The organism is Algoriphagus winogradskyi, assembly GCF_900182815.1.
Lineage (GTDB): Bacteria > Bacteroidota > Bacteroidia > Cytophagales > Cyclobacteriaceae > Algoriphagus > Algoriphagus winogradskyi.
The window spans coordinates 1-24,213 of record NZ_FXUA01000007.1; the positions used below are offsets into that span (position 1 = coordinate 1).

The following is a 24,213-nucleotide window of genomic DNA, read 5'->3' on the forward strand; positions in this document are numbered from 1 at the left end:
CAACCTTATTGAAACCACTTTCAATAAGGTTGTCACAAAAGACAGTAAATCAATAGTTTACACAGCTTTTACCAACTATTTTTGACCATTAAATCGCTATTTAATAAATCAAATTCTGACGTATTGAATTGGCCTACGAAATACTGGGTAAATTCCTTTTTAGAATTGACAATAAAATTAATTCTTTGAAAGGAACCTCTATAGCCTTCTAGATCTAAAAATGTAATGTGTTCTTTTTTACATTTCAACTTGGAAAAAGTGTTAAATATCTGATAAGTGACTTCAATATTACTCTTTAAATCTGAGATTCTTTGAACGGATATTTTGCTTACAAAAATAGATCTTATAAAAGCAACTAAGACAAGAGGTAAAATAAAATACAAAGAATAAACCGGCAATGATTTTTCTACCATTAGAATTGAGATTGTAGCCAAAATAGAAAGGAAGAAGAATTTATCTTGACTATAAGCCAGGATGCATCTCATTAGAAATGGCTTTGGTTCTTTTTCGAAAATAATCATATGTCTTAATTTCTGTTTCTATTTATAAAATACCTCATCTGATTCCCATTTCCCTTAGCCAAAATTAGATTTGATTCTACTGCTTTTTTTAGATCCCTGCTGGCAGTAGCAGAAGAAATAGATTTGAATACATCCATGTAAGCTTTACGAGTGAATTCATTTTTGCCCAAAGAAAGGAAATAAGTGATCCGTTGATCTGAAGTCAAGGTTTGACTATTGGTGTTTAATAGATTTCCAAGAGAACTGTCTATGATAGCTAGCATGTATTCGATGAAAAAAGTTGACTTTCCAGCCTTATCACATTTAGAGAGGACTTGGTAATACTCATCTTGAGTTTGGGTAATAAGCGTTTCAAAAGGAAGGAATTCAAAAAGGGGATACCTCTCTTTTAGAATTACTGTTTGCCATAGCCTTCCCATCCTCCCGTTTCCGTCAAGAAATGGATGGATAAATTCCATTTCGTAGTGAAAGACACAGCTTTTGATCAAAGCAAGTTCGTCGTCATTCTTTAGATACTGAAATAGTTCTTTCATGAGTCCAGGCACATTTGAAGCTGGCGGGGCTAAATGTGCAACTTGCGAACCTTTAACTACTCCTACTCCTCGAGTTCGGTAGCTGCCAGGTTGATCAATCAATTCTTTCATCAATGTCGCGTGCGCTGATAAGAATGATTTCTCAGATGAGGGTTTATAGAAACTTAGATTTTCATAAACTTCTATTGCATTAATCACTTCCGTAATGTCTTTTTGAGGGCCAATGATTCGTTTATTTTCAATCAAAGCCGTAATCTGCTCTTCAGAAAGTGTATTGCCTTCTATCTGGAGAGATGAGTGAATGGTTTTTATCTTGTTTTGCTTGCGAAGTTGAGGAGATTGCTTTTCTAGAAAAAGTGCGTTTGCCTCCCCAATTTTTTCTGAAATCGAACTGACCAATTGCAAGATGGTTGGCGTGATATCGTAAGGAGGTTTCATAGTGATAGTATCATTTGATACTATCAAAGATATTATTATTGAGATTACCTAAGGTATTATCGGATGATTAAAGCCGAGAAATAGTGATTATCCTACTTTGCGAATTCAACAAACAACATCAAACCTGCTTATTTGTAGGTGAAAACTAGCATTTGGGCTACTTCGGTCTCCCGTCTTCCCACTTCCTGCTTACCCTCTACTTCTTCCTCTCAATCGTATAACTCACCAGTCCTTCAAGTGAAGTTTTATATTCCGATTCAGGAAAGGTTTTCAGGATATCCAATGCTTCCTGATAAAATCTATCCATGATGGTTTTGGCGTATTCCAGTCCACCACTTTTCTTCACGAAATCGATTACCTGATTGACTGCTTTTTTATCTTCACTTCGATTTCGGATCAAATTAATGATCTTCTTTTTCTCAAACCAATCCGCCTTTTGCAACGCAAAAATTAAAGGCAGCGTCATTTTCTTTTCTTTGATATCTATTCCGACAGGCTTGCCGATTTCATCTTCACCGTAGTCAAAAAGATCGTCTTTGATCTGGAAGGCCATCCCAACTTTCTCTCCAAATTCCCGCATTTTGGAGATGGTTTCATCGCTGCTGTCTGTACTGGAAGCACCTACGGCGCAACAAGAGGCTAATAAACTGGCTGTCTTTTGACGAATAATGTCGTAATAAACTTCCTCGGTGATGTCGAGTTTTCTGGCTTTGGCGATTTGTAGCAATTCGCCTTCAGACATCTCTTTTACTGCGTTTGATACGATCTTAAGCAGTTTGAAATCATTGTTTTCTACACTCAAAAGTAGCCCTCGGGAAAGCAGGTAATCACCAACTAAAACTGAGATTTTGTTTTTCCAAAGTGCATTTACAGAGAAAAATCCACGACGGTAATTCGCATCATCTACCACATCATCGTGAACCAGCGTTGCAGTGTGCAGTAATTCAATTAGCGCAGCGCCTCTATGCGTAGAGTCATTTATTCCACCACAAACTCCCGCAGTCAAAAAAACGAACATTGGGCGCATCTGCTTGCCTTTGCGCTTGACAATGTAATTAGTGATGTGGTCGAGGAGCTTGACCTTAGATTTCATAGAGGCCCGAAATTTCAGCTCAAATTGAGCCATTTCATTCTCTATTGGTATCTGTATTTGCTTAAGGTCTGGTTTCATCCGGTCTTTGATGCCGTAAAAATAATACCCTTTCGCTCATGGACAAGGTTTTGATAGGCTAGGACCAGCAATCAATTGAAAATGACGTTGATTTTGATAAATTAGGTATTTTGTAACTACGTTTTTGCACCTAAAACCCTACAGACTATGAAAAATATTAAAATTGAAATCAAATGGGCATTGATATTTGTAGCCATGATGTTGGCCTGGATGTTTTTGGAAAAGTCTCTGGGATATCATGATGAGAAGATAGAAGACCATCCATTCTTCACAAATTTTGTGGCCATTCCTTCCATTGCGATTTACATTTTTGCTTTGCTTGATAAGCGAAGGAATTTTTATCATGGTGTGATGAGCTACAAGCAAGGCTTTATTTCAGGTCTTATTATTTCGGTGATTGTGGCGGCCCTTAGCCCACTTTCACAATACATTACCATTGAATTTATCACGCCTGAATATTTTCCGAACGTTATAAATTATGCTGTGAGTTCTGGTAATATGACACAAGCAGAAGCAGAAGGATATTTCAATTTGAAAAGTTATATATTCCAATCCGTAATAGGGGCGTTAGTGATGGGACTGCTCACTTCTGCTATTGTAGCTATTTTTGTTAAGTCAAAGTCTCAAACATGAGCATTACTTCACAGGGATCATTCATATAAGAAAGGGCTTTTCACTATCTTTGGATTGATTTTTAATAAAAACCAGCCACTTGGAGGAGAAATACATCAAGCATAAGTACGAGCCGATTCACCCTAGTAAAGAGGAATGGCCAGTAGTGAAATTGGCGAGAGAGCGGAAGGAATTTGTAAAAAAAGTTGCTGACCTGTCGGAGGATAGGATTCTCAATCTCACTGGCAACAATCCTGATATTCTCAAAGAAGAATTGGAAACGACATTATACCGGGAGAAACTTCGAATCAAGCAAAATCCTTGGGTTGTAGATCCTGATGATGATTCGTCTTTTTGGAGTGGAGTAAAGTCTTCTTTGGTACAAATAAGTACTGAAACAGTAAAAAGTAAGGTCAAAAAACTGCAGGCTTACAAGGTGGTTTTGAATCAAATCACAGCTCGCTACGCAGAGGAAATTGCCAGTAATTTCAAAACTACCCATTATAAGTTTACCCGATCAGTGGTTACTTATGGGTTTTCGAGATTGCTGAATGCAGCTCGTGTGAAGGGTTTCAAGTCTATTTTCAGCAATCAATACACCTTACAGGATAAAATACAGATCACTGGCGAAACTGATCAATTGCGTGACCTGGCTACTAAAGGCACCGTGGTGATGGTTCCCACTCACTTCAGTAATCTTGATAGTATCTTGATCGGATGGGTGATTTCTGTTTTAGGCTTACCGCCTTTTATTTATGGAGCAGGATTGAATCTTTTCAATATTTCCATTTTTGCCTACTTCATGAATTCTCTCGGAGCCTACAAGGTAGATAGAAGGAAAAAGAATCTGATGTATCTGGAGACGCTCAAAACCTATTCTAAGGAAGCTATTCAATTTGGATGTCATTCCTTGTTTTTTCCTGGAGGAACTAGATCCCGCAGTGGGATGATCGAGTCAAAGCTCAAGCTTGGCCTTTTAAGTACTGCGATCGAGGCACAGCGGGCAAATTTCGAAAATGGATTGAATGATATCTCAGGTAAGATTTTCATCGTTCCGGTTACGATTAATTATCACTTTGTATTGGAAGCGCCGAGTTTGATCCGAGATCACTTGAGCATCACCGGACAGGAGCGTTATTATAAGGAGAATGATGAGTTCTCCAATTCGTACAAGATATCCAAGTTCCTAATCAAGTTTTTCACCAAAGGATCTGATATCTCAGTGTCTGTAGGTAAGGCAATGGATGTGTTAGGGAACTACGTGGATGTGGATGGCAGAAGCTTGGATAAACATGGTCGGGTGATTGATACGAGGGATTATTTTATTTCTGACGGGAAAGTCTCAGTGGATAATCAGCGGGAGGAAGAATACACGAATATGCTTGGAAAGCGAATTGTGGAGGAATTTCACAAAATCAACCGGGTGTTTAATTCTCATTTGGTGGCTTTTGTGGCTTTTGAGCTGATCAAAAAGCAAAACAGAAAACTTGATTTGTTTGACTTACTAAGATTGCCAGAGGAAGATATCGCTATTCCTTATGAGGAGTTTAAGGCAAATTGTCAGCTTGTGCTAGACAAAATCAAGGAATTGAAGTCACAGGGATTGATCAATACTGCGCCCCATCTTTCGCTTGATTTGGATGAAATAATCAGTCGAGGGATGGAAAATGTGGGTATGTACCATGCTAAACGCCCTATTATCCGTGACAAAAATGGGAATATAGGAACTGATGACATGAGCCTACTTTATTTTTATCATAACAGATTAACCGGATATGGACTCGAAAAACTCTACTGAAGCTAAGTATATCGGAGTGGTAGGAGTGGGAAGCTTTGGCGCAGCCATCGCAAATATTCTAGCGGCTAAAAACCCTGTGATGGTCTATGCCCGAAAGCAGGAAGTAGTCGATGAAATTAATTCGTCTCATTCTGCTCAAGGAAAAGCATTGGCAAAAAATATAATTGCTTCTAATGATCCTGCACAACTTTGCAAAAGCTGTGATGTGCTTTTTTTTATGATTCCATCTTCAGGCTTTCAGGAAGTAGTGAAGACTTTTTCGCCCTATTTGTTTCCTTATCACTTGATTATTCATGGTACCAAAGGGCTCTGTTTGAATCTCAAGTCTGGAGAAACACTGGAAACAGTTAAGAAGATCAAACGTAGTCAAATACTGACGATGAGCGAAGTAATCCTGCAAGAAACTGTGGCTGTAAGAGTCGGATGTCTAGCAGGGCCAAATCTATCCAAGGAACTGGCTCAAGGTCAACCTGCAGCTACTGTGATAGCCAGTAAATACAATGAAGTGATCTTAGAAGGTCAGAGTTTGTTGAGGTCTGAGAAATTTCAGGTTTATGGAAATTCCGATATTATCGGCGTGGAGATAAGTGGAGTATTGAAAAATATTATTGCTATCGCCTCAGGTGCATTAGCAGGTCTAGGTTTAGGCGAAAATGCTAAAGGATTGCTGGTCAGCCGGGGTATGGTGGAAATGATTCACCTGGGAAATGCACTGGGAGGGAGTATTAAATCCGTGATGGGTTTGGCAGGAATTGGCGATTTGGTTACGACCTGCAATTCTATACATTCAAGGAATTTTACTGTAGGTTACCGACTTGCGAAAGGAGAGACCCTTGATTCGATTCTTGCAGATATGGAAGAAGTGGCAGAAGGTATAAATACGGTTAGAATAATTAAAGCATTCCTGGAAACTGCTGATCTCCGGGCGCCGATCACAGAAAATTTATATCGTGTGCTTTTTGATGATTTAGAAATAGAAGATGCGCTACAGTTTTTGATGAAATACCCATTCAATGTGGATGTAGATTTTGTGTAGACTTTTGGCTGCAATGGACACAGAGTTTTATACAGTGAGCACAGATTTAACTTGCTTCCCTTGAAGTAGGATTTCAAGCACTACTACATGCCAACTAGTGATCTGTCAGAATTTTTAGAGATGTGTGAGGTCTAGTAGAATTAGAAAAGCCACTTCTGAATGATCAAAAGTGGCTTTTCTAATTCTGTTATTATTTCTTATCTAATCGGAATCAACTTTACCATTAAGCCTGTACCTTCAGTAATAGCATAAATATAGCCATCTGGACTTTGAGAAACCTGTCGTACTCGTCCGATATCCTGAAGCATAATTTCTTGCTCTCCGGCGGTAGATCCATTCATGTCTACACGGTTGATGTGCATTTTCTTTAATGCACCGATAAGAATATCGCCTTTCCAAGCCGGATATTTATCTGAAGTGACCATTGTCATACCCGCAGTAGCGATGGATGGTACATAATAAGTTAATGGTTGTTCCATTCCTTCTTTTTCCTGAATGTCAGAAACTGGCTTGTCATCATATCCAATACCCCAAGTAATCACTGGCCAACCGTAATTTTTGCCTTTTTCCAACAAATTCAACTCGTCACCACCTTGAGGACCGTGCTCAGTTTCATAAAGTCTATTATTTTCTTTGTCGAAATACAAGCCTTGAGGGTTTCTGTTACCATAAGTCCAGATTGAAGCTACGGCACCTTCAGTGTCTACAAATGGATTGTCAGTCGGGATTCTGCCATCGTCATGAATTCGGTGAATTTTCCCATGAGAATTGGTCAAATCCTGTGCATTTGTAGGAGTGTTTTGACGTTCTCCGCTAGAATAGTAAAGGTATCCGTCGTTATCGAATACAATTCGGCTACCGTAATGCGCATTGCTTTTCCAAGCTGGAAGCGATTGAATCAGCTCTTCTTGATTGACGGCATTATTGCCTTCTAACTTAAATCTTGTGATCGTTGTAGCAGATGTGCTATCTGGCATTAGCTTGCCATAGGAAATATAGATCCAGCCATTCTCATCAAATTTTGGATGAGCTGTAACGTCCAACAAACCAGATTGACCTTTTGTCCAAAACTCAGGAAGTCCCTGTACTTTCTCTCCTGTGAATTTATCGTCTTTGAAAATAAGGATTTCTCCTTTTTTCTCAGTAACAAGCATTCTACCATCAGATAGCCATGTCATGCCCCAAGGATTTTCAAATCCAGTATAAAGGGTGTCAACATTGATTAATAGCTGTTCAGTTTGAACAGCGTAGGTCTCATCGATAGGTTCGACTACAGCTTCTTGCTCTTTAGGTGAGCAAGATGTTGCTAAGGCGATGCCAGATGCTACGAGAGCGATAGGCAGGTATAGTTTGTTTTTTGTCATGTGTTTATATTGTTTTCCAAAGGTCAGTTGGAATCTCGCATGCATTACAGTAAAACCTCTATGCAAGGGGTTCTTACTCATGCTCGATTTCATAGCGTTGTAAATAAGCTGCAAGATAAAATACATCTTTGAAATCTTGCAGCTTATTTACATGACCTGCTTAGGAAGTCGGCTTTTCTGCCGGGCAATTCATGAATGCTTCTGCTTCCTGTACCATTTCTGATGAACCAATCAGCAGTGGTGTTCTTTGATGAAGCGTGGTCGGTTGGATCTCCAAAATCCTGTTGCATCCATCTGTTGCCATTGCACCAGCTTGCTCCGCTATAAGTGCCAGGGCATTTGCTTCATATAACAATCGTAATTTCCCGGATGGGTTCTTATGTGTAGCAGGATAAAGGTAAATCCCACCTTTTAGCAAGTTTCTATGGAAGTCTGCTACCAAGGAGCCAATGTATCTGGCAGAGTATCTTCTATCCTTGCATTGGTCTACATAAGCCTTCATTCCTTCTTCCCATTCTTTCTGAGAGCCTTCATTTACGGAATAAATTTCTCCGTTTTTTGGAGCTTGAATATTGGGGTGGGAAAGGAAAAATTCACCCAAAGATTGTTCGTAAGTAAAGCCATTTACTCCGCATCCAGTGGTGTAAACTAACATTGTCGAAGAGCCATAGAGCACATAACCCGCAGCGACTTGCTCTGTACCTGCTTGCATGATATCTTCTCTTTGAATAGGGCTTCCAGCCGGAGTCTTTCTGCGGTAAATCGAAAATATTGTTCCTATGGAAATATTTACATCGATATTGGAGCTGCCATCGAGCGGATCTATAGCAACTACATACTTTCCAGAGCTATTTTGTAAATCAATCACAGAATCCTCTTCTTCAGAAACTATGGCACAGACTTCGCCACCTTTACTCAGGGCACGCATAAATCGGATATTAGCAATGACGTCCAGCTTTTGTTGCTCTTCTCCTTGTACATTGACTTGACCGAAGGCTCCACCGATATTTGATAGTCCGGCACGAGTGGTTTCGCGATTTACTATCTTGGCTGCAAGTGCGATATCTCGCAGAAGTTGAGAAAGTTCACCTGAAGCAAAAGGGAAATCGCTTTGCTTGAGTTTAATAAATCTGTCTAAGGTAGTGCCGACAGAGTAGGCTAGTCCGCTTTGGTCAGGTTGGTAAGGAAGAATTTTCATATATTGGAATAGTTCAATTGGTGGTTTAATCTTATTGAAAAGTAAGCAAATATTTTAATGACAAAAACTCAGATTTATAAATTTGGCGGAGCTTCTGTAAAAGATGCCCCTGCAGTTAAAAACTTGGCTAATATTCTCCGTAATCGATTGCGAAATAATTTTGTGATTGTGGTTTCAGCCATGGGAAAAACTACAAATCATCTTGAAACTATTCTCTCTCTTAAATTAACAAATCAGGATTATTCTTGGAATAGTTCAAATTTGAAGTCTTACCACCTGGATATTTGCACAGCGTTATTTCCCGAGGGACATGTAATTTTCCCTAAAATCGAGAACTACTTCATCCTGCTCCATCATGAACTCAACAAACCTGTTTCCAAGGAGAATTACGATGAATATTATGATCGGGTAATTGGTTTTGGAGAAATGCTTTCTTCCAGAATTGTCATGGAGTATTTATGCTCGCAGGCATTACTCGTCCTGTGGCAAGATGCACGGGAACTGATCTGTACAAATAGTGATTTTCGATTTGCTAAGGTAGATTGGGAGAAAACGCGCAGAAATTGCCAATCACAATTGAGACCGAAATTGGAGCAGTTTCCTGTTTTGACTCAAGGATTTATTGGTGCTGATTCATCTGGAAGACCGACAACGTTAGGTCGAGAAGGGTCTGATTTTACTGCGTCAATTCTAGCCACTAGCCTTGATGCCGGATCGGTCACGATCTGGAAGGATGTGCCTGGTGTGCTCAATGCTGATCCAAAATTATTCAAGGATACGAAGCTTTTTAGTGAGCTGGAATATCAGCAAGCAGCACAAATGACCTATTACGGAGCTTCTGTGATTCATCCTAAGACTATTAAGCCATTGGCGAATGCAGGAATTCCACTCTTCGTCAAATCTTTTCTCCATCCGGAAGAGAATGGGACAAAAATCCATAAGACAGCAAAGGTTGAAACAGTACCGACTATTATTTTGAAAAAGGATCAAATTCTAGTGTCTTTTAAAGTGACGGATTTCACTTTTATTGAAGAGAAGCACATCCATCAAGTTTATGAACAGTTGCAAATGTTAAAGCTCAGGGCAAACATGTTGCAAACCTCAGCGATAACTATCTCCATCGTGGTAGACTCCCAACTGTTCAAATTGGAGCAATTGTTGGCCAAACTTAAAAATGATTTTATAATACGATACAATGAAGGCTTAGACTTGTTGACGGTATTACATCCAAAGCCGGATTCAATCCCGTCTCTATTGGATGGGTACGAGGTACTGCTGGAGCAAAGCACCAGAAATATGGTGCAGGTAGTGAGACGGTTAAACTAGACTTTCGATAAAAGTCATTTCCTGAAACCACTGGTATTTCATCAAAAATCAATAGTTTCAGGATATAAACTCGATAACCTAACCTTACCCTATGAAAACTAGAAGAGTATTTTTACAAAGAGCCAGTCTTTCTGCTATGGCATTGACTGTGCCCGTTTTAAACCCATTTTCTGTTATGGCTGATCAAATTTCTGAATATGCTAAAGATTCAAAAACCTTGCGTGTTGCAATCATGGGCCTTGGTAGCTACGGCACCCGAGTTGCGGAAGCGATTCAAAGTTGCCAGCGAACCAAATTGGTTGGAGTAATCAGTGGAACTCCCTCAAAAGTGGTTGCTTGGAGAGAGAAGTATGGTATTCCTGAGAAAAATTGCTATAACTATGAGAATTTCGATGCAATCAAGGATAACCCTGACATTGACGCCGTCTATGTGATCACTCCAAATGCTCTACATAAGGATCAGGTAATCCGAGTAGCCAAAGCTGGAAAGCATGCTATCTGTGAAAAGCCGATGGCTGTGAATGCAGCTGATGGTCAAGCGATGGTTGAGGCCTGCAAAGCAGCAGGGGTTCATCTTTTGATTGGATACAGAATGCATTTTGAGCCAAATACATTAGAAGTGATTCGAATGAGAAAGGCAGGAGAATTTGGTGACATTCGATTTTTTCAGGGACTAAGTGGTTTTACCATTGGAGATCCAACTCAATGGAGACTAGATCCGAAACTTTCAGGCGGTGGCGCCATGATGGATATCGGTATTTATTCGATTAATGGTGCCCGGTATATGATTGGAGAGGAACCAATTTGGGTGACCGCTCAGGAGGTCAAAACCAATCCTGAAAAATTTAAAGAGGGAATTGATGAGACGATCACATTCCAACTTGGCTTCCCAAGTGGGGTAATTGCTTCTTGCTTATCTACCTACAATATGAATAATCTAGATAGGTTTTATCTGAATGGAAGCAAAGGCTGGGCAGAAATGCAGCCTTCGACAGGCTATGGTCCTATAAAAGGAGAAACCAATAAAGGACCTTTAACTGAGCCAATCGTCACGCATCAGACAGTTCAAATGGATGAAATGGCAGCTATAATTTTTGATGGGAAAAAGCCTGAAGTACCCGTAGATGGAGAAGAAGGAGTGAAGGATATGAAGATAATAGATGCTATTTTCAAAGCTGTAGAAACTGGAGAAAAAGTACTTCTGAATTTAAGTTGAAATCTTTACAATGGGGTAGCCTATTTAACAAATCGGTTGATGATCCGCTCGATCCCTGGAAGATAGGCTACGCCAAAAAGATTCAAATGAACCAGTAGTGGATACAGATTATATAATCCCATTCTGTCTTCAAAACCTGGCTCTAATGGTAAAACAGATTCATAAGAGGCATAAAATTTCGAGTCAAATCCCCCAAATAGGCGACTGAAGGCTATATCCATTTCTCGGTGTCCAAAATAGACGGCAGGATCTATAAAGCATGGCTCTCCATCAGGTGTGGCAATCACATTTCCAGACCATAAATCGCCATGCACCAAAGAAGGTTTTTCCTTGGGGAAATTGCTTTCCAGCTTAGGGTAGATTTCTTGAAATTTCTTTAAGAATTCCAAAGGAATCAGGCGATCAAAATAGGCTTTCCCAATTAGAGGTTCCAATCGCTGCTCAATGTAGAAGTCTACCCAATTGGATGTTTGTAGGTTTTTTTGATGAATAGATGCAATGTAATTGTCCTTTTCTAACCCGAATTCATTTCGAGATGTCAAATGAAGATGAGCTAAGCCAAGTCCCAAGTTTTCCCAATAGTCAAGTTTGGCCTTACCTTCAGGGATGAATTCAGACAGCAAAAAATTATAATCCTCCACTCTTCCACAACCATAAGTTTCTGGAACTTTGAGAAAAGTGGATTGACGTAGAAGATTTAGCCCTTCTTCCTCTTTGTGAAGAATATCCCTTTCATGATCGAAGTTTAGTTTTAGAAAAAATACGCCTGAATTGCTTTCTATTCGGATACCTTGATTATGATTTCCCGCTGCTACAAGAGATGCTGATTTTAATTCAGCCATAGTACCTAGGCTTTCAAAAAGTATTTGTTCGTAGATCTCGTGCTGGTCAAGCATAGAGATGATGGGTCGCTTTAACCTGTATTAGAAAACGATCAAGGGCCTCATCCAATATTTGGTATATTTCCTCAAAACCCTCTTCTCCTCCATAATATGGATCTGGAACTGACATTCCCTGCGTTTCAGCCACAAAGTCACGCATGAGGTAAATTCCTTTGTCCTTAAAACCATACCTTGCTTTTAAGTTATTAAGATTTCGAAGGTTGTTGTCATCCATTGCAAGGATGTAATCAAAATCCCTGAAATCTGTACGATTTACTTGTCTGCCGCGATGATTAAGAGGTAAATTATATTTATTGGCACATTTTATTGTTCTTTCATCAGGCAGTTCTCCAATGTGAAAATCTGAAGTACCGGCACTATCAGCTTTAAATTGTGATTTCATGCCGGCTTGCTCTACTTTATAATTAAAAATAGCTTCTGCAAGAGGTGATCTACATATATTACCTAAACAAACAAATAAAACTCTAATCATATTATTAGCTGAACTTAATTAGCTACTTGAAAAACAAAGGCTTTGAAAGTAGCTATTTTTAGGGGGAAATGCACGGCGAGATTCGTCTTTTTTGTATGAATATTCAAATCCATGCTTTCAAAGAGCCTTTTAGCCTGAATAAATCATTAATAATAGTATTTCATGTCAAATAACTACTTTTGATAAATGAAATGGATTTATCGAATCGGGATATTTTTTGCCAGAATACTTTTATTGATAAGCGGACTCTTTATACCCAAAATTAGACATTTCTCTTCTAGCAGAAAAAATCTATTTCAAAGACTGATAGTATTTAGGTCTAAAAACAAAGGTGAGCTAGCGTGGTTTCACGTAGCATCCTTAGGGGAATATGAACAGGCTAGGCCGGTTATTGCTGAGTTAAAACGCTTACAGCCAGATCAATTGGTTGTTGTTAGTTTCTTCAGCCCATCTGGCTATGACAATGTGATTAAAAAATCTCAGCCTAATGTAGATTTTATTACATATCTGCCGCTGGATAGTAAAAAGCTGGCAGATAATTTTGTGAATACCCTGAACCCTAGCATGGCATTTTTTGTCAAGTATGATCTTTGGTATCATCATATTGCTGCAGTAAAATCCCGCAATACCCCACTTTTTCTATTCTCAGCATCTTTTCGACCTAATCAAATCTATTTCAGAAGTGATGGATTTTTTAGAAAAATCTTGTTCCAATTCGATTACATTTTTACCCAAAATAAAAACACATTCGATCTACTTAAGTCTATAGGTTACCAACATACAAGCGTTACTGGGGATACTAGATTTGATAGAGTTGCGGAAACTGCACGTAATCAAAAGGACTATCCAGAGATGGCTAAATGGGTTGGGGATAAACCAACTTTAGTGGCTGGTTCTGTTTGGCAGGAGGATATGGATCTGCTAATTCCGCTGATGAATTCAAAGCCAGGTTATCGGTGGATAATAGCGCCGCATGATTTGAGTCCTGAGCCAATGAATCGTTGGTCGGATCAGTTATCTTTGTCTGCCGTCAGGTATTCCCTTTGGGATTCGGACGATTCTCCAGATGTGCTTTTTATAGATAATATTGGAATGCTAAGCTCTTTGTATCAATTTGCTAGGATAGCTTATGTAGGCGGTGCATTTGGAAAAGGGCTCCACAATATATTAGAGCCGATTGGATTCAAAGTCCCGGTGATATTCGGCAAATTGTCGAAGGTGGATAAATTTCCTGAAGCAGCAGAAAGCCAGGCCAAGGGGTGCGGATTTGAAGTAAGTGATGCAGAGAGTTTGAGTCTGGTATTTGAGAAATTGGAGCAACCTGAATTTTATCAGGAAAGTGTGAAATCTGCTCAGCAATGGCTTGATATGAATATTGGAGCAGCAGCAAAAATTATAGAAAAGGTGGAAAAACTAGTTTCAAAGAAATGAGGGGAAGAGTTATAAAATCTACAGGGAGCTGGTATCTTGTTCAGACTGAAAGAGAGGTGGTCGCTTCTAGATTAAAGGGGAAATTCAAACAGGACGAGCTAAAGTTGACTAATCCTATTGCAGTGGGAGACTGGGTAGAATTGGAAAAAGAAGACAATCAGGAGACGGCGGTGATTTCTGATATTTTGCCTCGAGAAAACTACGTAATTCGAAAGTCTACTCGGAAGCAACATTTTTCTCATATCATTGCGAGCAATCTCGACCAGGCAATTTTGGTCATCACCATGAAAAGCCCAAGAACATCTCTGGGTTTTATTGATAGGTTTTTGGTGAGTACAGAGAGCTTTAGGATTCCAGCAATTCTGGTAGTAAATAAGATGGATCAAATGTCCGGCGAAAAAGCAGAAGACTGGCTCTTGGATATTCATGAGATTTATGAGCCATTAGGCTATAAGGTACTTGAAGTTTCGGCTTTGAAAGAAGAAAATCTTAAAGAAAAGTTTGATTCAGTACTCTCAGGAAAATCAACTTTAATCTCAGGACATTCAGGTGTAGGGAAATCGACTTTGCTCAATGCTTTGGTGCCGGAAGCTACCCAGCATACAAAAGAAGTTTCTGGATTCACTTCTAAAGGTGTACATACGACTACTTTTGCGGAGCTTTTTAGGCTGGAAAATGGTGGGGATCTGATCGATACTCCGGGTATTAAGGAGTTTGGGATTCTGGATATCGAGGATAATGAGCTTTCACATTATTTTCCAGAAATGAGAAAGTATCTTGGGCAATGCAAGTACAATAACTGCCAACATGTGAATGAGCCAGGTTGTGTCGTGCTTGAGAAAGTGGAAGCGGGTCATATTCATCCTTACCGATACGAAAGCTATTTGAATATCCTGAATGAGAAGGATGACTATAGATAAGCTGCCTGCTTGATTTTGAATCCAAGTAGAATTGGCCTAATTTTCATTTTTATAAAATACCATGAGCGAAGTACTCAATCACCAACAGATAAAGAAGAAAATCACCCGAATGGCGTATGAGATTTATGAGCGAAATCTCAACTCAAAAGCCGTTGTGTTTGCTGGGATCTCTGGAATGGGAAGGTTTCTTTCTGATCTTCTAGCTACAGAACTTAAAGCGATTTCCCCGCTGATTATTGAAAAGACAGAAATCATTTTGGACAAGGCACATGTAGCTTCAGAGGAAGTTCAGCTTTCCAATGAGATAGATTTGCAGGGGAAAACATTGATTCTAGTAGATGATGTTCTCAATACAGGCAAAACATTAGTCTATGCAATGAAGCCTTTTTTGGATGAGGAATTGTATCGAATGGAAATCGCGGTACTTGTCAACCGAAGTCATGGACTTTTTCCGATTCGTCCTGATTACACAGGTTTCGAGCTTTCCACTACACTCAACGAACATATCAAAGTAGATTTCTCCGGAGAAAATTACTTCGTCTATCTACATTAAAATTATGTCAGTACACTCCTCCGCAAACGTAAAACGTATCACTACGCACATCCTTCAGGAAATGAAAGATCGTGGTGAGAAGATCTCCATGCTCACAGCCTACGATTATTCCATGGCAAAAATTGTGGATGCTGCTGGGATCGATATTATTCTTGTCGGTGACTCGGCCTCCAATGTGATGGCAGGTCATGAGACTACTTTGCCGATTACTTTGGATCAGATGATCTATCATGCTTCTTCAGTCGTAAGAGCAGTGAGCAGGTCTTTTGTGGTGGTGGATATTCCTTTTGGAAGTTATCAGGGAAATAGCTCTGAAGCATTGCGATCTACGATTCGGATCATGAAGGAATCCGGTGCTCATGCTGTGAAAGTAGAAGGTGGATCTGAAATCAAGGAATCTATTGCGAGAATATTAAGTGCTGGAGTTCCGGTAATGGGGCATTTGGGCCTTACTCCGCAGTCCATTTATAAATTCGGCACATATACAGTAAGAGCAAAAGAGGAAGCTGAGGCAAGAAAGCTAGTGGAGGATGCTAAGCTTCTGGAAGAGCTAGGCTGTTTTGCTATCGTTGTGGAAAAAATTCCTGCGGACCTTGCTAAGAAAGTGGCCGAGTCAGTTTCTATTCCAATTATCGGTATAGGTGCAGGTGGAGGAGTAGATGGGCAAGTTTTGGTTGTACACGATATGCTCGGGATCACTCAGGAGTTCAAACCAAGATTCTTGAGGCAATATGCAGACCTCGAGGGCATCATGATGGAGGCCTTCGGCCAATACATCAAAGACGTAAAGAGCCAGGACTTTCCGAATGAGAAGGAAAGTTATTAGAAATGCTAATTCATAAAAAAAGGGCATATCATCTTTAAATGATACGCCCTTTTTTAATGTGTAGTGGTTTATTTAATCTTTTACAAGCTCCTTGAAATTGCTAATTCCGCTTCCTATCATTTCCATAATGGAACCTTTTGCAGAGGCGATGTACTTTTCATGATCACATGCTACATAATGCGAAGCAAGAGTCATTTCCCCTCCAGATACCATGACCAATTGTGGATAAGCTGTTTTAGAAAAGGTAGCTACTTCAGCAGAAGTAACTTCTACCAATTTGTCTTCGGCAAAGATTTCTCCAAAGTATACATCTCTTTTCAGGGCAGTGGAAGAGTCAAAAAGTGGTGAGCTCGCCATATGGCCTGCTACAAATCGTACTTTGGATGCTAATAGAGACTGAGTAGGCGAGGTAGTAAACCCTTTTGCAAACTTACCTAAACTCATTTGCTCATTGTCCATAGATCCTACACTTGCGGCCATTCTCAAATTAATGTCAGCCTTTACTTTAGAAGAAGCATAGTTTGCAAAGCTGGTTGAGCTTGCATCCAAATTCACAAATGGGAATATGAAAGTGGCTTCCGCAACATAGGCGTCACCCAGATCTTTAGATAATTTGGAACTAGTATCTGTGAATGTTCCTTTCTCACGGCCGCTGCTAGAGACGTCTTTTACCCAGTAGTCATATCCTGTAGGAGTCACCATGACGTATCCTGTAGCTTGATCAGTAGAGGAGGCACCACCTTTCATTTTTGTATAACCTGAATAGTAATCAGTTTTTCCAGCCTCATCAGCAGAAATGATTTCATACCCTTCAGCTTCCAGCTGTGCTACAAAATCGGCATATGCCTCATCAACTATTTTCTGGAAATCAGGGATATCCACACCGCTCAATTGTACTCCCATTCTGGTTTTAGTGCCTGATACAGTGGTAGTACGATTCGCACGGTCATTTTTAGATGCTGCTGTACTTGCAGAAGCTTCCTCATACACTTCAAATAGGGCTCTGAATTTTTGGATATAAACCCGCTTTGGAGATTTTGATGATTGCTTGCCACGGTGAAAAGTACTGACATCATAATCCTTTGATGAAATATAAGGATCAGCTGGCTGTAGAATTCCTGTCAGAAACAGAAGAATTGTTAGTAGTGTAATTTTCATAATTAGAGTTATTAATGCGAGACGTTTTTGTGATTCTGATAACTCTAAATTAGATGATAGACGTGGGATTTTTAAATGCGAAGCGGCTTGTTAGTTTACTTGTTATTTGCTTAAAATGTTGTTAAACGTCTGTAAATCAGGTTAGTGAAAGGGGATCTCTCCATATACTAACAATTAGTTGATCTATTAAATAGGGCATTTGTCGTATGAAAAAGTATGCGTCACAAACCCTTTTGCTCATCAAAATCTATCAGAATCGTTAGATACTCTTACCTCTGGAATTGAAAATTTCAGGATTAATCAACCAGAAGATTAGTAAGCTATTTTATTCAAAACTTAGAAAGTGCCTTAAAAATTTGCCTAGGTTTGATGCAAATTTTGACATAAAAAAAGACCGAAGCTAATCGGTCTAATTGTTTTTATCTATACATCTGAAACCTTGGCTTCCTTTTCACTGAGTTTTTCTTTCACCCTTATCATAAAGTCACTGAGGACATTCATGTAATTAATAAATGCTTCATATGGCGAATCATATGGGCTGAAATATGCATGAATATCTCCGTCTGAAAAGAACTTAGTACACATGTAATAGAAGTGATCACTGGTTTGCAGATATGCCCAGTCGCGCTGAATATCATCGTCATCAATTCCTTTTACCAACTTCTCCATTTCAAAAAGTCGATCAAATGCCTCGTCTTGTAGGTCATTACCTAACCATGCTGTCAAATCACGCTCCTCATCTGCCCAAGAAATAGGAATTGGAACATGGATTTTACCAACTGGAGAAATCTTATCGGCAACTTCTGATGGGGTAGAAAATGTAAAGTTAGTCTTACTGAAAACTGCGTCTGGAAGAGCCCTCATGAATTCGAAAATTCCCGTTTCAGCCCATTGATGTTCCCCGAAAGTCTCATAATCCATGAATAGATTAATTGTCTCTTCTTCTTGAGGAACGTTGTTTATCCATTTTACGAACTTGTCCGTAGTTAGCGGATAGTCATCCCAGCCTTTGTTTCCAAATCTAAATGCGATATCATCCGAAAGCTGAAAGTTTTTCAGCAATACTTTTAGCTTAGGATCAATGCTGTTTACGTAAACATAATTTGGGCTTTTCCATCCAAGCACGTGCTTTGCTCCTTCCGTTAAAATGGCATCAAAACCCATTTCTGCGACCATAGCGCCGATTTGATCTGAGTAAATAAGCTCCGTATTTCTAAATACTTTTGGCTTGTACCCATTGAAAAGTTTCTTGATTTTTTCCTGATGCTTTTTCACCATACTTTGAAACTCATCCTTGCTTTTCAAAGCTGCTAATGTGTGGGCATAAGTTTCATTGAGCAATTCACAATGACCAGTTGCCACTAGTTTTTGAAAACTTTCCAAAACATCAGGGGCGTAAGTCTCTAACTGATCTAAAAATACGCCTGACATAGAGAAACTCACTTTGAATGCGCCATTATACTTGTTGATCATTTCCAACAATAAAGCATTCATAGGTAAATAGCATTTCTGAGCTACCTTTCGCATGACACTACGATTCAGGAAATCGTCCCAGTAATGATGATCGTCTCCGATGTCAAAAAAACGATAAGGCTTCAGACGGTATGGCTGATGAACCTGGAAGTAAAAGCAGATGGTTCTCATGATTTCTTCGATAATGTTTTTCGGTACACTGTGATCAATTTTTCAGCCACATGCTCCCATTTTAATTTTTTCAATTCTTCTGTTCCAAGCTCTTTGAACATTTTAGATATACCATCATAATGTAGCAAAGCAAAAATGGCATCTGCCATGGAGTCAATGTCCCAAAAGTCGATTTTGATGGCATTATTTAGGACCTCGGCCACACCAGATTGTTTGGAGATAATTACAGGAGTATTATGTCTAACTGCTTCTAAAGGAGAGATGCCAAAGGGCTCAGATACTGATGGCATTACATATACGTCTGAAATGGCATACATGTGGTCCACATCGTCACCTTTGAGAAATCCTGTAAAATGAAACTTTGTCCCCATTCGAAGTTCCGCCACTCGATCAATCATTCGATTGAGCAAATCCCCATTACCCGCCATTACAAAACGTACGTTAGGATCTCGCTCAATGACCTTTTTTGCTGCTTCTACAAAGTATTCAGGGCCTTTTTGGAAGGTGATTCTTCCAAGGAAAGTAACAATCTTTTCTGGTACCTTCTTTTGATAACTAGACTTGATAATACTGGCGTCAAGGACAGCATTATGAAGGACCGTTACTTTTTCAGCAGGGATGCCATATTTTTTTATGATAATGTTTTTGGTTAGCTGACTTACTGCAACCACATGGTCCGCAGCTTCCATGCCTGCGCGCTCTATATCATAAACCACCTGGTTTACAGATTCGCCTGATCGGTCAAATTCAGTCGCATGCACATGGGCTACCATAGGCTTTCCACTGATTTCTTTGGCAGCGATCCCGGCAGGAAAAGAAAGCCAGTCATGGGCATGAATGATATCGTGCTCCTTATTTTTGGAGATATGAGCTGCTACTAAAGCATAGCGTGAAACCTCCATCATTAAGTCCTTCCCATACTTTCCGCTGAATTCAAATTTGTTTGAGAATACACTTTCATCAACATCAGTCCTGTCATGGATGGCATAATCAGTATATTTCTTAAATTCATCAGGTCCTAAGTAGGGGACCAAAAAGCTACTTACTTCTAAATAAGTGAGGTTTTTCCAGAATTTTTTGAATCGTTTTTCACGGTAGTCTATCGTAACATCACTTGCATTGACAAAATCTGCCAATGGTTCCTCGTCTCCCCAAAGTTTAGGTACTACAAATATGATGTCTTGGTTATGGTGAGCCATCCCTTTCACCAAGCCATAACACGCCGTCCCAAGACCTCCAGAAATATGTGGTGGAAATTCCCACCCAAACATTAGCACCTTCATAAAAAGTCTATTATATCTTTTTGACCAAATCCATCATTCTAAGCAATTCTGATACGCTCCACGCTTGTGATATTGCGCCTTTAGGGCGATGCGGTGGATCACCATCATAAATTTCTGCCACAGCTCCCACTCCATATTGAGTCATTACGCCATCAAAACCCTTTACAATTTTTTGAATAAAATTCGCACCAGACTTACCATGTAGCCTAATGTATGCTTCTACAAAGTGACCTAGGGGCCAAACCCAAACTGTTCCATTGTGATAAGCTTCATCTCTACTAATTTGATCACCGAAATAGTAGCCTTTGTAAGCTGGGTCGTCAGGAGAAAGAGATCTCATGCCTCTGGTTGTGAGAAGTTTTGATTTGGCAGTTTCCAACACTTGATCACATTTTTCATCACTCAGCATGACATAAGGGAGAGAGGTAGCAAAAATCATATTTGGACGAATTGCCCAGTCTTTTTCTTCCCCGTCAATGTAATCTGCCAGATAACCATGCTCATCAGACCAAAACTCTTTTTCAAAGGTATGGCCGATTTTTGTTGCATGATCTGCTATTTCTTCATCTCCAGTTAATTCATGATAGAAACACAAAGCGTTATACCATAAGGCTTGGATTTCAACTGGGCACCCCATCCGTGGAGTAACAGGACCATCTGGGGTTACGGCGTCCATCCAGGTAAGTGCTTTACCCTCCTCTCCACCATACACTAGGCCATTCTCTAAAACGTGAATATTGAAATCAGTACCATTGAGGTACCCATCAATAATACCTTTCATTTTACCCAAATAGCGTTCTTTAACTGTTTTGCTATCGCCTGTATACTTGATGTATTGTTGTAGTGCCCAGAAGTACCATAATGGTGCGTCAATGGAATTCATATTAGTTGTGACTCCGCTTCCGACATTAGGAAAAAGTGGGCCTTTCAAATCGCGGGACATGGTGTCCATGATATCAAGAAAAGTCTTATTATCTCCTGTGGTGAGTGTAAGTCCTGGAGCGGCTACAAAAGTATCTCTACCCCACCAGCCAAACCATGGATACCCAGCAATTACCCTGGTGTCTCCGTCTCGCTGACGTAAAAATTGGCCTGCTGAATTCTTCAGGCAGTTTACAAAATTACTTCTAGGTATTCGCCTCGCGATTTCTTTCTCGAAGGCATTTTGACGTGTTTTTGGATCTGCTTCTGTCAGTCCTGCTGAAAATATGACAGACTCACCTTTTTCTATTTCAAATTCAAAATACCCGGGGACGTATAAGTCTTCCTGATAGTCATACCCTCGCTCGCGTTCTAAAATATACTCTACATTGTAATACCAATCAGGTGCAGGAACAAACTCTACCTTCTTTGATACCTGCAGATAAAGTGGGTCATACTTGTCATATAAGTGGAAAATTGCTCCATTTAGAGCTTTTTTATATTTTTTGTTTATGTATGTATTGGCCTTGCAGAGGTCGTGGTAACCTCTAAATGCCAAGAAGGGTTGTATACGTATTTTAGTCGGCGAATGTGCGTCTAGCAAGGTGTAGCGTATCATCAAGCGATCTCTGTTGGTGTCCAGTATCAACTCCTTTTGCAAAAGAACTCCACCTACACGATAGGTTAGTTTAGGGATGGGTTCAGAATCGAAATCCTCGAGGTATTTATGGCCTCGTGGGGAGTAATTTCCCGGGAATTTGCTTATCCCTAAATTAAAACTGGCTCCATGTTGGATTACCGTTTCATGAACGGTAGATAACATTACGTGGCTTTGTGAGTCGATTTTTGGTTGAGGCACTACGAGTAGCCCATGGTATTTACGGGTGTTGCAGCAAATTATTGAAGTGCTGGTATAGGCGCCGGAACGATTGGATCTGATGATCTCTCTCTCAAGAGAATAATTCAGATTGATTAGTTGTGTTTTATCGAAATGGATATAACTCATGCGGGGAAAATTCTATGTTGTTAAAAATAGAGTTTTGCACCGACAAGAAAAATGAAATGGTAAAAAATAAAGGTTATGTTTCCATAACCTTTTGTCTTTGTTGAAATAATTAAGAATGAATCGCCTCTTTTTGGACTTCTTCGAAATTTTTTAGCGATTCTTCGAATTTCATCAGGTAACTTTTTGCCATTCTGATATTGATAGGTTTTACCTGTGGGAATTTTGGCGAAGTTTTGAACAAAGTGAACATCTGAAGTTGGTTTAGTTCTGGCAGGATTTATCAAATGCTGTGCCAATAGAGGCTCTATTAATAAGAAAAGCCCCTCAAAATGAGGGGCTTTTGGGTGAAAGACCGGGTTCGAACCGGCGACCTCTGGATCCACAAACCAGCGCTCTAACCAGCTGAGCTACAATCACCATGTATACGTTTGAACTGGTTTCTTCCAAACGGTCTGCAAAAGTAATGATTAAGCTGAATCAGCGCAATAGGATTATCAAAAATTTATAGAAAAAATAAGTCTGTCACCTTTCTTCTCTTCATGAAATGTACCGTTTTCGTACGCTAAATGTCCAGAAACGACTGTGTGTGTGACTTTTGACTGAAATGTGTGTCCTTCGAATGGCGACCAGCCACACTTCGATAAAATGTTTTCTTTGGATACCTTCCATGGATTATTTAAGTCTACCAGTACCAAATCAGCATAATATCCTTCCCGGATGAATCCTCTTTCTTTAATATTAAATAGTGTGGCTACGTTGTGACACATTTTAAGAGCAATTTTCTCTAAGCTGATTTTACCCTGATGGTAGAAGTCAAGCATAGCGACTAAACTGTGCTGATTCAATGGGCCTCCGGAAGGAGCTTTGGTATACAGCAGTGCTTTTTCTTCTAAGGTATGAGGAGCGTGATCAGTGGCGATCACATCGATAGTTCCGTCAAGCATTGCATTGAAGATTGCATCTCTATCTTTTGCAGTCTTTACCGCTGGGTTCCATTTGATCAAGGTACCTTTTGAATCATAATCTTCCTCAGCAAACCACATGTGGTGGATACAAGCCTCCGCGGTTACTTTTTTCTGTTCCAAAGGAATTGTATTTGTGAATAACTCCAATTCCTTTGCTGTGCTAATATGTAATATGTGAAGTCGGGTTCCATGTTTTTTTGCCATGGCGACTGCCCGGCTCGAAGCATCATAGCAAGCTTCCTCTGATCTGATCTTTGGGTGAAATTTGACAGGGATATCATCCCCGTAGATAGCTTTGTATTTATCGAAATTTGCTTTGATGATGTCATCGTTTTCGCTGTGGATAGCGATTATTGCTTTACACTCCTTAAATATTCCTTCCAGAGACTCAATGTTATCCACGACCATATTTCCGGTAGACGAGCCCTGAAAAATCTTCAATCCGCAAACTTTTTCAAAATCCACTTTCATGATCTCATCCAAATTGCTGTTAGTAGCTCCCATGAAAAATGAATAGTTCGCTAATGAAACTTCTGCAGCTCTGGAGTATTTCTGTTCGAGCAATTCCACCGTCGTGGCTTGGGGAATGGTATTCGGCATTTCCATGTAGGAAGTGGTACCACCAGCGACTCCCGCCTTAGCTTCGGTATAGATCTCAGCTTTGTGTGTAAGTCCCGGCTCTCTGAAGTGTACCTGATCATCAATTAGCCCTGGGAAAAGATGTTTTCCAGTTCCGTCTATATGGATATCTGCCTGCTCAGCACTGAGGTTGTCACCCAGTTTTGAAATTCTTCCATTTTCTACTAACACATCGCCAAGACTTATCCGGCCTTCATTGACTATATTTGCACCGGTGATCAGAATACTTTTCATCTTTATTCCTTTTTGGATTTTACTATTTCAACCAAAATTAACGAAT

General features: G+C 39.8%; 21 protein-coding genes and 1 tRNA gene. 9 read left to right on the top strand and 13 right to left on the bottom strand.

Features of this window, described 5'->3' with window-relative positions; all coding sequences use genetic code 11:
- Positions 1-68: 68 nt before the first annotated feature.
- The 3 genes from QOL76_RS16315 to QOL76_RS16325 form a co-directional block, all read right to left on the bottom strand.
- The gene (locus QOL76_RS16315) at positions 69-413 is read right to left on the bottom strand and encodes a hypothetical protein (protein WP_283414049.1); all 345 of its coding nucleotides are present in this window, start codon (positions 411-413) and stop codon (positions 69-71) included.
- 113 nt (positions 414-526) lie between these two features.
- The gene (locus tag QOL76_RS16320; protein ID WP_283414050.1) at positions 527-1,492 is read right to left on the bottom strand and encodes a Fic family protein; all 966 of its coding nucleotides are present in this window, start codon (positions 1,490-1,492) and stop codon (positions 527-529) included.
- A 196-nt stretch (positions 1,493-1,688) separates the two neighbouring features.
- Positions 1,689-2,663 carry a polyprenyl synthetase family protein gene (locus QOL76_RS16325; protein ID WP_283414051.1) on the bottom strand — a complete coding sequence of 325 codons (975 nt, stop codon included), beginning with the start codon at positions 2,661-2,663 and terminating at the stop codon, positions 1,689-1,691.
- Between the two features lie 147 nt (positions 2,664-2,810).
- Here QOL76_RS16325 and QOL76_RS16330 point away from each other — a divergent pair, with 147 nt between their 5' ends.
- The 3 genes from QOL76_RS16330 to QOL76_RS16340 all read left to right on the top strand — a co-directional run bounded on the left by QOL76_RS16330 (position 2,811) and on the right by QOL76_RS16340 (position 6,109).
- Positions 2,811-3,296, top strand: a complete 486-nt coding sequence (locus QOL76_RS16330) for a DUF4199 domain-containing protein (RefSeq protein ID WP_283414052.1) — start codon at positions 2,811-2,813, stop codon at positions 3,294-3,296.
- Positions 3,297-3,375: 79 nt separating this feature from the next.
- Positions 3,376-5,073 carry a 1-acyl-sn-glycerol-3-phosphate acyltransferase gene (locus QOL76_RS16335; protein WP_283414053.1) on the top strand — a complete coding sequence of 566 codons (1,698 nt, stop codon included), beginning with the start codon at positions 3,376-3,378 and terminating at the stop codon, positions 5,071-5,073.
- Positions 5,051-6,109, top strand: a complete 1,059-nt coding sequence (locus tag QOL76_RS16340) for an NAD(P)H-dependent glycerol-3-phosphate dehydrogenase (RefSeq protein WP_283414054.1) — start codon at positions 5,051-5,053, stop codon at positions 6,107-6,109. The genes QOL76_RS16335 and QOL76_RS16340 overlap by 23 nt, the downstream gene beginning before the upstream one ends.
- A 197-nt stretch (positions 6,110-6,306) precedes the next feature.
- Here the strand turns inward: QOL76_RS16340 and QOL76_RS16345 are convergent, their stop codons facing one another.
- Complete coding sequence (locus tag QOL76_RS16345) at positions 6,307-7,473, bottom strand: PQQ-dependent sugar dehydrogenase (RefSeq protein ID WP_283414055.1); 1,167 nt, start codon at positions 7,471-7,473, stop codon at positions 6,307-6,309.
- A gap of 160 nt (positions 7,474-7,633) precedes the next feature.
- Positions 7,634-8,671: a class 1 fructose-bisphosphatase gene (gene fbp / locus QOL76_RS16350; protein WP_283414056.1), complete on the bottom strand. Its 1,038-nt coding sequence runs from the start codon at positions 8,669-8,671 to the stop codon at positions 7,634-7,636.
- A 57-nt stretch (positions 8,672-8,728) separates the two neighbouring features.
- Between fbp and QOL76_RS16355 the strand changes: the two genes are divergently transcribed.
- Positions 8,729-9,997, top strand: coding sequence for an aspartate kinase (locus tag QOL76_RS16355; protein WP_283414057.1), 1,269 nt, complete (start codon positions 8,729-8,731; stop codon positions 9,995-9,997).
- Between the two features lie 91 nt (positions 9,998-10,088).
- On the top strand, positions 10,089-11,213 hold the full coding sequence (locus QOL76_RS16360) for a Gfo/Idh/MocA family protein (RefSeq protein WP_283414058.1): 1,125 nt from the start codon (positions 10,089-10,091) through the stop codon (positions 11,211-11,213).
- 20 nt (positions 11,214-11,233) lie between these two features.
- Here the strand turns inward: QOL76_RS16360 and QOL76_RS16365 are convergent, their stop codons facing one another.
- Together QOL76_RS16365 and QOL76_RS16370 are read right to left on the bottom strand one after the other, a co-directional pair.
- Positions 11,234-12,109: a fructosamine kinase family protein gene (locus tag QOL76_RS16365; RefSeq protein WP_283414059.1), complete on the bottom strand. Its 876-nt coding sequence runs from the start codon at positions 12,107-12,109 to the stop codon at positions 11,234-11,236.
- Positions 12,102-12,587: a low molecular weight protein-tyrosine-phosphatase gene (locus QOL76_RS16370; protein ID WP_283414060.1), complete on the bottom strand. Its 486-nt coding sequence runs from the start codon at positions 12,585-12,587 to the stop codon at positions 12,102-12,104. The genes QOL76_RS16365 and QOL76_RS16370 overlap by 8 nt, the downstream gene beginning before the upstream one ends.
- 186 nt (positions 12,588-12,773) lie before the next feature.
- Here QOL76_RS16370 and QOL76_RS16375 point away from each other — a divergent pair, with 186 nt between their 5' ends.
- From QOL76_RS16375 to panB, 4 genes are all read left to right on the top strand, one after another.
- Positions 12,774-14,018 (top strand): 3-deoxy-D-manno-octulosonic acid transferase, encoded by a 1,245-nt coding sequence (locus QOL76_RS16375; protein ID WP_283414061.1) that lies wholly within the window; start codon positions 12,774-12,776, stop codon positions 14,016-14,018.
- Positions 14,015-14,938, top strand: coding sequence for a ribosome small subunit-dependent GTPase A (gene rsgA, locus QOL76_RS16380; protein WP_283414062.1), 924 nt, complete (start codon positions 14,015-14,017; stop codon positions 14,936-14,938). The genes QOL76_RS16375 and rsgA overlap by 4 nt, the downstream gene beginning before the upstream one ends.
- A 61-nt stretch (positions 14,939-14,999) precedes the next feature.
- A complete protein-coding gene (locus QOL76_RS16385) occupies positions 15,000-15,491 on the top strand; it encodes a phosphoribosyltransferase family protein (protein ID WP_283414063.1) in 492 nt (163 codons plus the stop codon).
- 4 nt (positions 15,492-15,495) lie between these two features.
- Positions 15,496-16,317, top strand: a complete 822-nt coding sequence (panB, locus tag QOL76_RS16390) for a 3-methyl-2-oxobutanoate hydroxymethyltransferase (RefSeq protein ID WP_283414064.1) — start codon at positions 15,496-15,498, stop codon at positions 16,315-16,317.
- 72 nt (positions 16,318-16,389) lie between these two features.
- Here panB and QOL76_RS16395 read toward each other — a convergent pair whose 3' ends face one another.
- The 6 genes from QOL76_RS16395 to QOL76_RS16420 all read right to left on the bottom strand — a co-directional run bounded on the left by QOL76_RS16395 (position 16,390) and on the right by QOL76_RS16420 (position 24,167).
- A complete protein-coding gene (locus tag QOL76_RS16395; protein WP_283414065.1) occupies positions 16,390-17,475 on the bottom strand; it encodes a hypothetical protein in 1,086 nt (361 codons plus the stop codon).
- Between the two features lie 423 nt (positions 17,476-17,898).
- Positions 17,899-19,119 carry a glycoside hydrolase family 57 protein gene (locus QOL76_RS16400; protein WP_283414066.1) on the bottom strand — a complete coding sequence of 407 codons (1,221 nt, stop codon included), beginning with the start codon at positions 19,117-19,119 and terminating at the stop codon, positions 17,899-17,901.
- The gene (locus QOL76_RS16405; RefSeq protein WP_283414067.1) at positions 19,116-20,402 is read right to left on the bottom strand and encodes a glycosyltransferase family 4 protein; all 1,287 of its coding nucleotides are present in this window, start codon (positions 20,400-20,402) and stop codon (positions 19,116-19,118) included. Before QOL76_RS16405 ends, QOL76_RS16400 begins: the two co-directional genes overlap by 4 nt.
- 10 nt (positions 20,403-20,412) lie before the next feature.
- Positions 20,413-22,329, bottom strand: a complete 1,917-nt coding sequence (locus QOL76_RS16410; RefSeq protein WP_283414068.1) for an amylo-alpha-1,6-glucosidase — start codon at positions 22,327-22,329, stop codon at positions 20,413-20,415.
- A 342-nt stretch (positions 22,330-22,671) separates the two neighbouring features.
- Positions 22,672-22,747, bottom strand: a tRNA-His gene (locus QOL76_RS16415).
- A 76-nt stretch (positions 22,748-22,823) separates the two neighbouring features.
- Positions 22,824-24,167, bottom strand: coding sequence for a dihydroorotase (locus QOL76_RS16420; protein ID WP_283414069.1), 1,344 nt, complete (start codon positions 24,165-24,167; stop codon positions 22,824-22,826).
- Positions 24,168-24,213: the final 46 nt, after the last annotated feature.